13 protein-coding genes and 1 pseudogene are annotated in these 12,730 nt (G+C 72.2%); 10 read left to right on the plus strand and 4 right to left on the minus strand.

The genetic code is table 11. From position 1 onward, the window contains the following. Positions 1 to 664: pseudogene (locus NON00_RS09855) on the minus strand (hypothetical protein); the annotation flags it as partial. Beyond that, on the minus strand, positions 661 to 1,413 hold the full coding sequence (phnF, locus tag NON00_RS09860; RefSeq protein ID WP_256020169.1) for a phosphonate metabolism transcriptional regulator PhnF: 753 nt from the start codon (positions 1,411 to 1,413) through the stop codon (positions 661 to 663). The pseudogene NON00_RS09855 and the gene phnF, both read right to left, overlap by 4 nt. A gap of 160 nt (positions 1,414 to 1,573) precedes the next feature. Here phnF and phnG point away from each other — a divergent pair, with 160 nt between their 5' ends. Genes phnG through NON00_RS09900 form a run of 8 tightly spaced genes read left to right on the plus strand, consistent with a single transcriptional unit; the run spans position 1,574 to position 7,876 of the window. Beyond that, complete coding sequence (gene phnG / locus NON00_RS09865) at positions 1,574 to 2,023, plus strand: phosphonate C-P lyase system protein PhnG (RefSeq protein WP_256020171.1); 450 nt, start codon at positions 1,574 to 1,576, stop codon at positions 2,021 to 2,023. Next, a complete protein-coding gene (gene phnH, locus NON00_RS09870) occupies positions 2,020 to 2,604 on the plus strand; it encodes a phosphonate C-P lyase system protein PhnH (protein WP_256020172.1) in 585 nt (194 codons plus the stop codon). Before phnG ends, phnH begins: the two co-directional genes overlap by 4 nt. Positions 2,605 to 2,607: 3 nt before the next feature. After that, complete coding sequence (locus NON00_RS09875) at positions 2,608 to 3,750, plus strand: carbon-phosphorus lyase complex subunit PhnI (RefSeq protein ID WP_256020174.1); 1,143 nt, start codon at positions 2,608 to 2,610, stop codon at positions 3,748 to 3,750. Next, positions 3,747 to 4,601: an alpha-D-ribose 1-methylphosphonate 5-phosphate C-P-lyase PhnJ gene (locus NON00_RS09880; protein WP_256020175.1), complete on the plus strand. Its 855-nt coding sequence runs from the start codon at positions 3,747 to 3,749 to the stop codon at positions 4,599 to 4,601. The genes NON00_RS09875 and NON00_RS09880 overlap by 4 nt, the downstream gene beginning before the upstream one ends. Next, a complete protein-coding gene (gene phnK / locus NON00_RS09885) occupies positions 4,598 to 5,371 on the plus strand; it encodes a phosphonate C-P lyase system protein PhnK (RefSeq protein ID WP_256020177.1) in 774 nt (257 codons plus the stop codon). Before NON00_RS09880 ends, phnK begins: the two co-directional genes overlap by 4 nt. Next, on the plus strand, positions 5,368 to 6,066 hold the full coding sequence (gene phnL / locus NON00_RS09890) for a phosphonate C-P lyase system protein PhnL (RefSeq protein ID WP_256020178.1): 699 nt from the start codon (positions 5,368 to 5,370) through the stop codon (positions 6,064 to 6,066). Before phnK ends, phnL begins: the two co-directional genes overlap by 4 nt. Further along, a complete protein-coding gene (locus tag NON00_RS09895; protein ID WP_256020179.1) occupies positions 6,063 to 7,202 on the plus strand; it encodes an alpha-D-ribose 1-methylphosphonate 5-triphosphate diphosphatase in 1,140 nt (379 codons plus the stop codon). Before phnL ends, NON00_RS09895 begins: the two co-directional genes overlap by 4 nt. Then, positions 7,199 to 7,876 carry a DUF1045 domain-containing protein gene (locus NON00_RS09900; protein WP_256020180.1) on the plus strand — a complete coding sequence of 226 codons (678 nt, stop codon included), beginning with the start codon at positions 7,199 to 7,201 and terminating at the stop codon, positions 7,874 to 7,876. The genes NON00_RS09895 and NON00_RS09900 overlap by 4 nt, the downstream gene beginning before the upstream one ends. A 135-nt stretch (positions 7,877 to 8,011) precedes the next feature. Here the strand turns inward: NON00_RS09900 and phnN are convergent, their stop codons facing one another. Continuing rightward, complete coding sequence (gene phnN, locus NON00_RS09905; protein WP_256020181.1) at positions 8,012 to 8,560, minus strand: phosphonate metabolism protein/1,5-bisphosphokinase (PRPP-forming) PhnN; 549 nt, start codon at positions 8,558 to 8,560, stop codon at positions 8,012 to 8,014. A gap of 83 nt (positions 8,561 to 8,643) precedes the next feature. Between phnN and NON00_RS09910 the strand changes: the two genes are divergently transcribed. After that, a complete protein-coding gene (locus tag NON00_RS09910) occupies positions 8,644 to 10,428 on the plus strand; it encodes a gamma-glutamyltransferase family protein (RefSeq protein WP_256020182.1) in 1,785 nt (594 codons plus the stop codon). A 102-nt stretch (positions 10,429 to 10,530) separates the two neighbouring features. On the opposite strand, the gene NON00_RS09915 is transcribed toward NON00_RS09910, so the two are convergent. Further along, on the minus strand, positions 10,531 to 11,604 hold the full coding sequence (locus NON00_RS09915; RefSeq protein ID WP_256020183.1) for an AI-2E family transporter: 1,074 nt from the start codon (positions 11,602 to 11,604) through the stop codon (positions 10,531 to 10,533). Between the two features lie 170 nt (positions 11,605 to 11,774). Here NON00_RS09915 and NON00_RS09920 point away from each other — a divergent pair, with 170 nt between their 5' ends. Then, positions 11,775 to 12,653 (plus strand): 2-hydroxy-3-oxopropionate reductase, encoded by an 879-nt coding sequence (locus tag NON00_RS09920; RefSeq protein WP_256020184.1) that lies wholly within the window; start codon positions 11,775 to 11,777, stop codon positions 12,651 to 12,653. Positions 12,654 to 12,730: the final 77 nt, after the last annotated feature.

The raw sequence follows: 12,730 nt of genomic DNA on the forward strand, positions 1-12,730 counted from the left end.
TGGCCCCCCCGGGGGCCCGCGCGGCGGCGGCCAGGCGCGCCCGCGCCGCCGGCACCTCCCCCCGCCGCGCCGCCACCGCCTCGGCCAGGGCACGGAAGGCCGCGATGCCCACGCCCGCGCGCTCGGCATACTTCGCCGCCGCCGCCTCGCGGTCCAGCTTGCGCAGAATGCCGGGGGTATGGTCGTTGAAGGCCAGCAGATGCACCCGGCCGGCGGCGATATCGGCCAGCGCATCCTCGAGCGCGTCCAGATTGTCGGCCTCGAAGCGCAGATGCACCCGCAGATCGGCGGCGCGCCGGCCTTCCGTCTCCGCCAGCGCCGCCAGCAGCACCCTCCAGGCCTGGAGCGAGCGCAGCCCCGGCTCCCAGGACAGCGTCACCCCCAGAAAGGCCGTGGTGATGCCGGCGGCGAGGATCTGCGCCTCGGAATCGCGCAGCGCCTGGGCGGGCGGGATGCCAATGCCGGGGCGCGGCTGGAACTGCCGCTCATGCGCATCGCCATGGATGTCCACAATACCGGGCAGCACCAGCAGCCCCGCGGCGTCGAAGCGGCGCGCCCCCTCCGGCGCGGCGGTGGCCACCACGCCCTCCGCCAGCGCCAGCGCGCCCGCCTGCATCCGCCCCGCGCGCAGCACCTCGCCGCCCGTGATGATCCACGCCGTCATGCCTGTTGTCCGTCCTGCGTGCCGCCCTCGATGACGATCTGCACGCGCCCGGCGGCGTAGCGCGACAGGGTGAAGTCGATCGGCCGGCCTTCGGGGTCCACCGTCAGGGCCTCGGCGCACATCACCGGGCGGGTGCGGGCCTGCTGGAGCAGTTCCGCCTCTTCCGCATCCGGCAGGGTGGCGGTCAGCCGCGTCCAGGCGCGGCGGTAATCGGGCACGCCGCAGCGGGTCAGCCCCTCGGTGATCGAGCCCGTCCCCGCCAGGATTTTTTTCAGTTCAGCGAAGCGGGGCAGCAGGAAGTGGTGGCGGCCCAGCACCACCGGGCGGCCATCGGCCAGGCCCAGCCGCTCCACCGCCAGCACCGGGCGGCCGGGGCGCAGGCGCAGTGCCTCCGCCACCACCGGCTCCGCCGGCACCTCGCGCAGCCACAGGATGCGCCCCTCCGGCTCGCGGTTCTGCGCGCGGATCAGCTCGGAAAAGCGGGTGCGCGGGCTGAGGCGGTAATCCACCACATCCTCCGCCACGAAGGAGCCGCGCCCCTGCTCGATGCGGATCAGCCCGCGCAGCGCCAGGGAATCGAGCGCCCGCCGCACCGTGTGGCGGTTGACGCCATGCCGGGCGGAGAGCGCGGCCTCGGTGGGCAGGCGGCTGCCCGGCGGATGCTCGCCACGGGCGATGGCCTGCTCCAGCGCCTGGGCGATCTGGCGCCAGAGGGCGACGCCCTCGCCGCGCGCCAGCGATCTCTCCAATGGAGTCGCCTCAAGAGGGGACGCATCGGTGGGTTCGGTACGGGGTGGCAGCGTCATGGAAACTTCAAGCCCGGGCCTCGGAGGTCATGGCAATTTCGCGTTGACGCTAACCGGACGGACATCTAGTTGTCTAGACGTCTCAACAACGCCAAAGGCTCCCGTGTCCCACGCCCCGCATGATGACCGCCGCCGCTGGATGGGCATCCTGGCCCGCGCCAGCGCGGAGGCCCTCCGCACCCGCCTGGCCGAAGCCCCGCCCCTGCCGCCCCATACCCGCCTGCGTGGCCCGGAAACCGGGCTGGTGATGTTGCGCGGCCGCGCCGGCGGCGATGGCGCGCCCTTCAACCTCTCCGAGATGACGGTGACGCGCTGTGCCGTCACCCTGCCCGAGGGCCAGGTGGGCCATGCCTATGTGGCCGGGCGCGACGCCGCCCAGGCCGAACTCGCCGCCCTGCTCGATGCCGCGCTGCAGGACCCCGCGCGCCGCCCGGCCCTGCTGGCCATGGTGGTCGAACCGCTGGCCGCCGCCCAGGAGGCCGCCCGCGCCGAAACCGCCCGCAAGGCCGCCGCCACCCGCGTGCAATTCTTCACCATGGCGACCATGCGATGATCCGCCCCGGCTTCACCGACCCCGTGAAGGAATCACAGTCCTGCTTCCGTGCCGTGCTGGAGGCAATGAGCCGCCCCGGCCGCATCCAGGAGGCGGGCACCCAGGAGGCGGGCGGGGGCCTCACCCCGCCCGAGGGGCTGCACCCCGCCACCGCCGCCGTGCTGCTGACCCTGGCCGATGCCGAAACCCCGCTCTGGCAGGATGCCGGCGCCGGGGTGGCGGAATGGCTGCGCTTCCATGCCGGCTGCCCGCTGGTGGCGGCGCCGGAAGAGGCCGCCTTCCTGCTGGCCACCGGCGCGCCGCCCGCGCTGGAAACCCTCGAGCTCGGCAGCGAGGAGGAGCCGCAGGCCGGCGCCACCCTCATCCTCCAGGTGGCGGCGCTGGAGGCGGCGCCCGGCCTCATCCTGGAGGGGCCGGGCATCGCCCAGCGGCACGAACTGCGCGTCAGCGGCCTGCCCGCCGGCTTCTGGGCGGCGCGGGCGCGGCTGCGGCCGCTCTTTCCGCGCGGGCTCGACCTCATCCTCTGCGCCGGCACGCGCCTCGCCGCCCTGCCCCGCACCACCCGCGTCACGGAGGGCTGAGCCATGGCCTATGTCGCCGTCAAAGGGGGCGAGCAGGCGATCGCCAACGCCCATGCCTGGCTCGCCGAGACGCGCCGGGGCGAGGCCGCCCTGGCCGAGCTGGAGGTGGCGCAGATCGAGCAGCAGCTGGGCCTCGCCGTGGACCGCGTGATGGCGGAAGGCGCCTGCCATGACCGGGGCCTCGCCGCCCTGGCCATCAAGCAGGCGCAGGGCGACCTGATCGAGGCCGCCTTCCTGCTGCGCGCCTACCGCACCACCCTGCCCCGCTTCGGCCATGCCGCGCCGCTGGCGACGGCGGCGATGCGCCTGCGCCGCCGCGTCTCGGCCACCTACAAGGACCTGCCGGGCGGGCAGGTGCTGGGGCCGACCTATGACTATACCCACCGCCTGCTCGACTTCGCCCTGGCCGCGCGCGGCGAGGTGCCGCCCCCCGCCCCCGAGGCCGCCGCGCCGCAGGAGCCCGCGCCGCATGTGACCGAATTGCTGGCGCGCGAGGGGCTGATGGCGCGCGAGCCGGCCAGCGAGGCCGGGCCCGCCGACCTGACGCGCCAGCCCCTGGCCTTCCCCGCCAGCCGCCCGGCCCGGCTGCAGAACCTCGCGCGCGGCGATGAGGGTTTCCTGCTCGGCCTCGGCTATTCGACGCAGCGCGGCTACGGCAATGCCCACCCCTTCGTCGGTGAGATCCGGCAGGGGCATGTGGCGGTCTGCCTCACCCCGCCGGAACTCGGCTTCGAGATCGAGCTGGGCGACATCCTGGTGACCGAGTGCCAGATGGTGAACCAGTTCCACGGCTCGAAGCGCGAGCCGCCGCAATTCACCCGCGGCTACGGGCTGGTGCTGGGGGGTGGCGAGCGCAAGGCGATGGCCATGGCCCTGGTGGACCGCGCCCTGATGGCCGGGGAACTGGGCGAGGACCGCGTGGCCCCGGCGCAGGACGAGGAATTCGTCCTGATGCATTCCGACAATGTCGAGGCCACCGGCTTCGTCGAGCATCTGAAGCTGCCCCACTACGTCGATTTCCAGAGCGAGCTGGAGGTGGTGCGCCGCATGCGCGCGACCGCCACCGCCCACATCGCCGGGGATACCGGCCAGGGCAGCACCCAGGACAGCATCGGGGCGGGCCGCGCAGAGGAGATGGCCGAATGAGCCAGGATCCCGGCTACAACTTCGCCTATCTGGACGAGAACACGAAGCGGATGATCCGCCGCACCCTGCTGAAGGCGGTGGCTATCCCCGGCCACCAGGTGCCCTTCGGCGCGCGGGAGATGCCGCTGCCCTATGGCTGGGGCACCGGCGGCATCCAGGTCACTGCCGCCATCCTCGGCCCGCGCGACGTGCTGAAGGTGATCGACCAGGGCGCGGACGACACCACCAACGCCGTCTCCATCCGCCGCTTCTTCCACCGCGTGGCGGGGGTGGCCACCACCACCCGCACGCCGGAGGCCAGCATCATCCAGACGCGCCACCGCATCCCCGAGCAGCCGCTGACCGAGCGGCAGATCCTGGTCTACCAGGTGCCGATGCCGGAGCCGCTGTTCAAGCTGGAGCCGCGGCTGGCGGAGACGAAGCGCATGCACGCCCTGGCCGATTACGGGCTGATGCATGTGAAGCTCTACGAGGACATCGCCCGCCACGGCCATGTCAGCGCCGCCTACAGCTACCCGGTGATGGTGGAGGAACGCTATCTGATGTCGCCCTCCCCCATCCCTGCCTTCGACAACCCGAAGATGCACCGGATGGCGGCGCTCCAGCTCTTCGGCGCCGGGCGCGAGAAGAAGATCTACGCCGTGCCGCCCTATACCGCCGTGCGCAGCCTGGATTTCGAGGACCACCCCTTCCGCCCGCACCGCGCCGAGGGCTGCTGCGCCCTCTGCGGCTCCACCACCTCCTATCTGGACGAGGTGGTGACGGATGACCGCGGCGGCCGGATGTTCGTCTGCTCGGACACCGATTACTGCGAGGAGCGGCAGGCCAACACGAAGGAACAGGCGGCATGAGCGCCCCCCTGCTGGAAGCCTCCGGCCTGCGCCTCGCCTTCGGCGCCGTGCGCGCGCTGGATGATGTGGCGGTCGATATCCACCCGGGCGAGGTCGTCGCCATCGTGGGCGAGTCCGGCTCGGGCAAATCCACCCTGCTGCGCGTGCTCTCCGGCCAGATGCGACCCGAGGGCGGCACCGTCACCTACCGCGCGCCGGATGGCACGGCGCATCCGGTGCACGGCATGGGCGAGGCCGCGCTGCGCCGGCTGATGCGCACGGACTGGGGCTTCGTCCACCAGCATGCGCGGGATGGCCTCCGCATGGGCGTCTCCGCCGGCGGCAATGTGGGGGAGCGGCTGATGGCAATCGGCGCCCGCCACTATGGCGGGATCCGCGCCGAGGCGGCGGAGTGGCTGGCGCGCGTGGAAATCGACCCGGCGCGCATCGACCACCTGCCGCGCACCTTCTCGGGCGGCATGCAGCAGCGCCTGCAGATCGCCCGCACCCTGGTCACCCGCCCGCGTCTTGTCTTCATGGACGAGCCGACGGGGGGCCTCGATGTCTCCGTCCAGGCGCGGCTGCTCGACCTGATCCGCGCGCTGGTGGCCGATCTCGGCCTCGCCGTGCTGCTGGTGACGCATGACATCGCCGCCGCCCGGCTGCTGGCCCACCGCATCCTGGTGATGCGCCACGGCCAGGTGGTCGAGCATGGCCTGACCGACCGGGTGCTGGACGACCCGCAGCACCCCTATACGCAACTCCTCGTCGCCTCGGTGCTGGCCGCATGACCGCGCTTCTCTGGACCGAAGACCTCGGCAAGGATTTCGTCCTGCACCTGCAGGGCGGCGCCCGCATCCCCGTGCTGCGCGATGTCGCGCTGGCGGTGGCCCCGGGGGAATGCGTCGCCCTGGCCGGCCCCTCGGGCGCCGGCAAGTCCACGCTGATGCGCTGCCTCTACGGCAATTACGGCGCCGGCACGGGGCGCATCTTCCTCCGCCACCAGGGCGCGGCGGTGGAGCTCACCACCGCCGATGCGCGGCAGATGCGGGCCATCCGGCGCGACAGCCTGGGCTATGTCTCGCAGTTCCTGCGCGTCATCCCGCGCGTGCCCGCCCTCGACATCGTGGCGGAGCCGCTGGTGGCGCGCGGCATGGACCGCGCGGCGGCGCGGGAGCGCGCGCGCGCCCTGCTGCTGCGCCTCAACCTGCCGGAGCGGCTGCATGGCCTGCCGCCCGCCACCTTCTCCGGCGGCGAACAGCAGCGGGTGAACCTCGCGCGCGGCTTCGCCCCGTTCTACCCTGTCCTCCTGCTCGACGAGCCGACCGCCAGCCTGGATGCCGCCAACCGCGCGGTGGTGATCCGGCTGATCGCCGAGGCGAAGCAGGCCGGCGCCGCGATCATCGGCATTTTCCACGACCTGGAAGTGCGCGACCGCGTCGCCGACCGTCTTTTTGAAGTGTTGCCCATCCAGGACGCCGCATGACCGCCGAGACCATCCTGACCAATGCCCTGCTGGTGCTGCCCGACCGGGTGGAGCCCGGCACGCTGGTGCTGCGGGAGGGCCGCATCGCCGAGATGCAGCCCGGCCGCAGCCACGCCCCCGGCGCGCTCGACCTGGAGGGGGACCACCTGATCCCCGGCGTCATCGACGTCCATACCGACAATCTGGAACGCCAGGTGCAGCCGCGCAGCCTGGCGCGCTGGCCCTCCCGCTCCGCCTTCCTCTCGCATGACGCGCAGACGGCGGCGGCGGGCGTCACCACCGTGCTGGATGCGCTCTGCCTCGGCGATCTCGGCTTCGATGCCGAGCGGACGCAGACCTTCCTCGACGGCGTGGCTGATCTTGACGCGCTGGTGCCGACCGGGCTGCTGAAGAGCGAGCACTACCTGCATCTGCGCTGCGAGCTTCCCGCCGCCGACCTGATGCCGCTGGTGGAGCCGGTGGCGGCGCACCCGGCGGTGCGCATGGTCAGCCTGATGGACCATACCCCGGGCGGTGGCCAATACGCCGATATCGAGCGCTACCGCCAGATGCGCCTGCGCGGCGGCAAGGCGGTGGAGGAGGTGGACCGCCGCATCCGCGAACTGGCCGAGCAGCGCGCCCGGCTGCGCGGCCCGCAGCGCCGCGCCCTGCTCGACCTCTTCGCCGGGCGCGGGGTGGCGCTGGCCAGCCATGACGACTGGCATGAGGACGAGATCGCCGAGAATGCCGCCGATGGCGTGCTGATCTCGGAATTCCCCGTCTCCATGCCGGCGGCGCAGGCGGCGCGGCGGCATGGCATGCGCATCATCGCCGGCGCGCCCAACATCGTGCGCGGCGGCAGCCATTCCGGCAATGTCGCGGCGGCCGATCTGGTGCGGGAGGGCCTCGTGGATGTCTTCGCCAGCGACTATGTGCCGCCGGCGATGATCGAGGCGGTCTGGCGCAGCGTGGCGGAGAATGGCCTCTCCCTGCCCGCGGCGGTGGCCACCATCACCGCCGCCCCGGCCGACATGCTCGGCATGGCCGACCGTGGCCGCATCGCCCCCGGCCTGCGCGGCGATCTGGTGCGCATCCGCAGCCTGGGCGCGATTCCCGTGGTGCGGGCCGTCTGGCGCGCGGGTGAGCGGGTGGCATGAGCGCCCGCCTCGCCCTCTACTGGGCACCGGAGGTCACGGACCCGCTGCACGCCGCGGCCTCCCGCTGGCTGGGGCGGGATGCCGAGACCGGCGCCCCCCTGCCCCAGGCGCCGCTGCCCGGCCTGGACATCGCCGAGATCACCGCCGATGCGCGGGGCTATGGCTTCCACGCCACGCTGAAGCCGCCCTTCCGCCTCGCCACCGCCTATGCGGCGGCGCGCGAGGCGGCGAAGGAACTGGCCGCGCGCACCCGCCCCTTCGCCCTGCCGCCGCTGGAGGTGGCCGAGCTGGATGGCTTCCTGGCGCTGCGCGAGAGCGCGCCCTGCCCGGAACTGCACGCCTTCGCCGATGACTGCGTGCGCGGCCTGGAGCCGCACCGGGCGCCGGCGACGGAAGCCGAGATCGCCCGCCGCCGCCCGGAACGCCTGCCGGAGCGCGAGCGCGGCTATCTGGCGGCCTGGGGCTACCCGCATGTGTTCGAGTCCTGGCGCTTCCACCTGACGCTCTCGCGCCGCCTCACGGCGGAGGAAGCCGCAATTGTGCGCCCGGCGGCGGAGGCGGCGCTGGCCGCGATCGCCGCGCAGCCGCGCTTCGTGCGGGAATTGTGCCTGTTCACCCAGGCCGGGCCTGGGGCGCCCTTCCTGATTGCCGAGCGCCTGAGACTTCTGGGCTAAAGCCCGTTCTTTTTAAAAAAAGAACCAAAAACCTTTTTCCAGTTGGCGTCCCGCTTCAGGCCTGAGGCGGGACGCCAAACTGAAAAAGTCTTTTTGTTTCTTTTTCTTCAGAAAAAGAAAATAAAATTCAATAACCTACCCTCGCAGCGCCGCGAGCAGCCGCGCCGCGCCTTCCTCGGCCGTGCTGTCATTGGCTACCTCCACCACATCCAGCCCCTCCGGCAGTGGCGCCTCCCGGCTGAGGCGGAGCGCGATCTCCGCCACGCTCTCCCGCCCGCGCGCGGCGAGGCGGGCCGCCAGCACCTCACGCGGGGCTGTCACCAGCAGCACACGCAACGGGTAGCGCGCCGCCGCCTCGGCCAGCACGGCGCGGGAGAGATTGGCCACCACGACGCGCCCCGCCGCCAGATCCGCCTCGATGCCGCGCGGAATGCCGTAATGCAGCCCATGCGCCGGCCAGTGCAGGGCGAAGGCGCCCGACTCGCGCGCGGCGGCGAATTCGGCCTCGGTCATCGGGATGTGCTCCTCGATACCGGGGTGGAGGTTGGTCTCGGCGGGGCGGGTGATCACGCGCCGGGCGAAGACGAAGCGCGCATCCCCGGCCAGGGCCGCGCGCGCCGCGCCCATCAGCGTGTCCTTGCCGGCGCCCGAGGCGCCCACCACCGTCACCAGCCTGCCGGCCATGCGCGGATTCCTCTCCCGGTTGACCCGCGCCTTTTCGGCGCGCAGAGACCCGGCGGCAAGTCGCCCCGCCCAGGAGCCATGGAATGTTCACAACCCGCCCGGAGATCGCCGCCACCTTTGGCGCCGTCGGCAGCACCCACTGGATCGCCAGCCAGGTTGGCATGGCCGTGCTGGAGCGCGGCGGCAATGCCTTCGACGCCGCCGCCGCCGCCGGCTTCACCCTGCAGGTGGCCGAGCCGCACCTGAACGGCCCGCTGGGCGATTGCCCCATCATCATCCACGACGCGAAGGCGGGGCGGCAGCATGTCATCTGCGGCCAGGGCCCGGCCCCGGCCGGACTGAGCGTGGCCAAGGTGAAGGGGGAGCTGGGGCTGGACCTGATCCCGGGCACCGGCCTGCTGGCCGCCATGGTCCCCGGCGCCTTCGACGCCTGGGCCACCATGCTGCGCGACTGGGGCACATGGACCCTGGCCGAGGTGCTGGACTTCGCCATCGGCTACGCCAACCGCGGCATCCACTCCGTGCCGCGCATCGCGGCGACGGTGGAGAGCGTCCGCCCGCTGTTTGAACAGGCCTGGCCGACCTCCGCCGCGCTGTGGCTGCGCGATGGCGGGCCGCGCGCGGGCAAGCTCTGGGCCAACCCCGCCCTGGCCGCCACCTATGCCCGCGTGGTGCGCGAGGCGGAGGCCGCCGGCGGGGACCGCGTGGCGCAGATCGATGCCGCCCGCCGCGCCTGGTATGAGGGCTTCGTGGCCGAGGCGGTGGACCGCTTCTGCCGCGGGAACGCGATGCTGGATGCCTCCGGCCGCGCCCATCACGGCGTGCTGACGGGGCAGGACATGGCGCGCTGGCGCGCCCCGGTGGAGGCACCGCTGGCCTATGAGTATCGCGGCACCACCATCCTGAAATGCGGCCCCTGGAGCCAGGGCCCGGCCATGCTGCAGACCCTGGCCCTGCTGGCGGGCTTCGACCTCGCCGCCATGGACCCGCTGGGCGCCGATTTTGTCCACCATGTGGTGGAGGCCATGAAGCTCGCCTTCGCCGACCGCGAGGCCTTCTATGGCGACCCGGATTTCAGCGATGTGCCGATGGAGACCCTGCTCTCCGAGGCCTATAATGCCGAGCGCCGCGGGCTGATCGGGGCCGAGGCCTCGCTGGCGCTGCGCCCGGGCAGCATCCCCGGCCATGCCGGCTGGGTGGACCACGCGGCGGAAGGGCGCCTGGCCCTGCTCGGCGCCGCCGCCGGTGCGGGGGAGCCGACGGTCTCGCGCCTCGGCGTCTCGGGGGCCGATACCTGCCATGTCGATGTGATCGACCGCTGGGGCAACATGGTCTCCGCCACGCCCTCGGGCGGCTGGCTGCAATCCTCGCCGGCCATTCCGGAGCTGGGCTTCTGCCTCGGCACGCGCGGGCAGATGTTCTGGCTGGAGGAAAGCCTGCCCAACGGGCTGCGGCCGGGCAAGCGGCCGCGCACCACCCTCTCGCCCGGCATGGCGCTGCGCGAGGGCAAGCCCTGGATGGCCTTCGGCACCCCGGGCGGTGAGCAGCAGGACCAGTGGCAGCCCATCATGCTGCTGCGCATGCTGAACCACGGGCTGAACATCCAGCAGGCGATCGACGCCCCCGCCTTCCATACCGAGCACTGGCCCTCCAGCTTCTGGCCGCGCGTCGCCCGGCCGGGGAAGGTCGTGCTGGAGGGGCGCTATGGGGCGGAGGTGCTCGCCGCGCTCCAGGCGCGCGGGCATCAGGCCGAGATGGGCGGGGACTGGTCGGAAGGGCGGCTCTCCGCCGTGCGGCAGGAAGCCGATGGGCAGATCTTCGCCGGGGCCAATCCACGCGGCATGCAGGGCTATGCGGTGGGGCGGTAAGGGGCTGAAAGAAATCTTCTTTTTCTGAAGAAAAAGAAGCAAAAAGACTTTGTCCGCTGGCGCCCTGCTTCCCGGTGGGGCGCCCAAATGGGATGCCAGGAATCAGCGCAGGGTCTGGCCCTCCTCCTCCGCCCAGTCGCGCAGCAGGGTGAAGCCCACCGCCAGCAGCACCGGCCCCAGGAACAGGCCCAGGAAGCCAAAGGCGAAGACCCCGCCCAAGGCGCCCAGGATGGTCAGCAGCAGGGGCAGGTCCGCGCCGCGGCTGATCAGCCAGGGGCGGATCACATTGTCCACGCTGCTGATGCCGCCCGCGCCATAGATCAGCAGGAAAATACCCCAGCCCGTGGAGTCCTGGCTGAACAGCCAGAGCGAGGCCGGCAGCCAGACCAGCGGCGCCCCCACCGGCAGCACCGAGATGATGCCGGCCACCACCCCGAGCAGCACCGGCTGCGGCACGCCGGAAATCCACAGGCCGAAGCCCGTCAGCACGCCCTGCGCCACGGCGGTGCCCAGGAGGCCATAGACCACGCCCGTGGTCACATTGCCGGTGAGCTGCACCAGCCGCCGCGCCTGAGCCCCGGCGATGCGCACCACCAGCGCCTCCAGCCCCGCCGCCAGGCGCGGGCCGTCGCGGTAGAAGAAGAAGGAGAGCAGGATGGCCAGCACCAGCTCCGCAATGCCCGACAGCACCGCCAGCAACACCCCCAGCGCCTGCTGCGCGATCATCCCGGCATAGGGCTGGAGCAGCTCCGTCACCGGAGAGAAGTCGAATTGCAGGGCAGCCCAGCGCTCACGCAGGAACTCGCCCACCCAGGGAATCCGCGCCAGCCGGTCCCCCAGCCCGGGCAGGCCGGAGGAGATCAGCGTCTCCACGCTGCGGCGCAGCCCTTCCACATCCTCGGCGCGGATCGGCGTGGCGAAGAGCAGCGGCAGGCCGATCAGCAGCATCTCCAGCGTCACCATGAGCAGCGCCGCCCAGGTGGGGGAAAGGCGCAGCCGGTCGCGCAGGGCGCGGTAGGCGGGCCAGGTGCAGAAGGCCAGGATCGCCGCCCAGAGCAGGGCGGAGAGAAAAGGCCGCAGCACCATCAGGCAGCCGGCCAGCAAGGCCGCGAGAGCCGCAAGGCCCAGCAGGCGGGCCGGGCGCAGCCCCTGGTCGGAGGGGGGAGAAGATTGCATCCCCCGACTGTGCCCGAGCCGGGGCCGCTCCGCCAGCACCGCCACCCCGGCCCCGCCTTGCTCCCCGGCGGGACGAGGACTTGTCGGACAACCCCTCTTGCGCTTCCCGGTCAGGCCTCTAGCGTGCCGGCAAGGGGGCGAGGCCCCCGCACGGAGGAAGGAAACCCGCCATGGATATCGGCTTCATCGGCCTCGGCATCATGGGGCGCCCGATGGCGCTGCACCTGCAACAGGCGGGGCACCGGATCCTCGTGCCGGAGCGCGCCAGCCTGCCGCAGGAGGTGCGCGCCGTGGCCACCGTGCTGCCCGATGCCGCCGCCATCGCCGCCACGGCCGAAGCCATCATCCTGATGGTGCCGGACACGCCGGATGTGGAGGCCGTCCTCTTCGGCCCGCGCGGCGTGGCGGCGGGCCTCGCCCCCGGCAAGCTGGTGATCGACATGAGCTCGATCAGCCCGACCGCCACCAAGGACTTCGCCGCCCGCATCAACGCCCTGGGCTGCGACTACCTCGACGCCCCCGTCTCCGGCGGCGAGGTGGGCGCGAAGCAGGCGACGCTGACCATCATGGTGGGCGGCCCGCAGGCGGCCTTCGAGCGGGCCCTGCCCCTCTTCCAGGCCATGGGCAAGAACATCACCCTGGTGGGCGAGGCCAATGGCGCGGGGCAGACCTGCAAGGTGGCCAACCAGATCGTCGTCGCCCTGACCATCGAGGCGGTGGGCGAGGCCCTGGTCTTCGCCAGCAAGGCGGGGGCGGACCCGGCCAAGGTGCGGCAGGCGCTGATGGGGGGGCTCGCCACCTCACGCATCCTTGAACTGCATGGGGAACGGATGATCACCCGCAGCTTCAACCCCGGATTCCGCATCGCCCTGCACCAGAAGGACCTCAACCTGGCCCTTCAATCAGCGCGCGAACTGGGGGTGTCGCTGCCGAACACCGCCGCGACGCAGCAATTGTTTTCCGCCTGTGTCGCGGCCGGTGGCGGGGGGTGGGATCATTCCGGACTCGTACAAGCCCTGGAAGCGATGGCCGCCCACCGCGTTGCCTGATACGCACCGGCATGACAAAGAGACAAAGCGGCGGTCTCCGCGCACCAGGAGATCGTATTTGCACTGCAACCAATTCT

This window comes from Roseomonas sp. GC11 (genome assembly GCF_024437745.1).
Classification (GTDB): Bacteria; Pseudomonadota; Alphaproteobacteria; order Acetobacterales; family Acetobacteraceae; genus Pseudoroseomonas.

Bases quoted from the DNA above. Each gene is read 5' to 3' on its own strand.
- phnK (WP_256020177.1), top strand. From the start codon at position 4,598: ATGAGCGCCCCCCTGCTGGAAGCCTCCGGCCTGCGCCTCGCCTTCGGC.
- phnL (WP_256020178.1), top strand. From the start codon at position 5,368: ATGACCGCGCTTCTCTGGACCGAAGACCTCGGCAAGGATTTCGTCCTG.
- NON00_RS09910 (WP_256020182.1), top strand. From the start codon at position 8,644: ATGTTCACAACCCGCCCGGAGATCGCCGCCACCTTTGGCGCCGTCGGC.
- NON00_RS09900 (WP_256020180.1), top strand. From the start codon at position 7,199: ATGAGCGCCCGCCTCGCCCTCTACTGGGCACCGGAGGTCACGGACCCG.
- NON00_RS09895 (WP_256020179.1), top strand. From the start codon at position 6,063: ATGACCGCCGAGACCATCCTGACCAATGCCCTGCTGGTGCTGCCCGAC.
- NON00_RS09920 (WP_256020184.1), top strand. From the start codon at position 11,775: ATGGATATCGGCTTCATCGGCCTCGGCATCATGGGGCGCCCGATGGCG.
- NON00_RS09875 (WP_256020174.1), top strand. From the start codon at position 2,608: ATGGCCTATGTCGCCGTCAAAGGGGGCGAGCAGGCGATCGCCAACGCC.
- phnN (WP_256020181.1), bottom strand. From the start codon at position 8,560: ATGGCCGGCAGGCTGGTGACGGTGGTGGGCGCCTCGGGCGCCGGCAAG.
- phnH (WP_256020172.1), top strand. From the start codon at position 2,020: ATGATCCGCCCCGGCTTCACCGACCCCGTGAAGGAATCACAGTCCTGC.
- NON00_RS09915 (WP_256020183.1), bottom strand. From the start codon at position 11,604: ATGCAATCTTCTCCCCCCTCCGACCAGGGGCTGCGCCCGGCCCGCCTG.
- NON00_RS09880 (WP_256020175.1), top strand. From the start codon at position 3,747: ATGAGCCAGGATCCCGGCTACAACTTCGCCTATCTGGACGAGAACACG.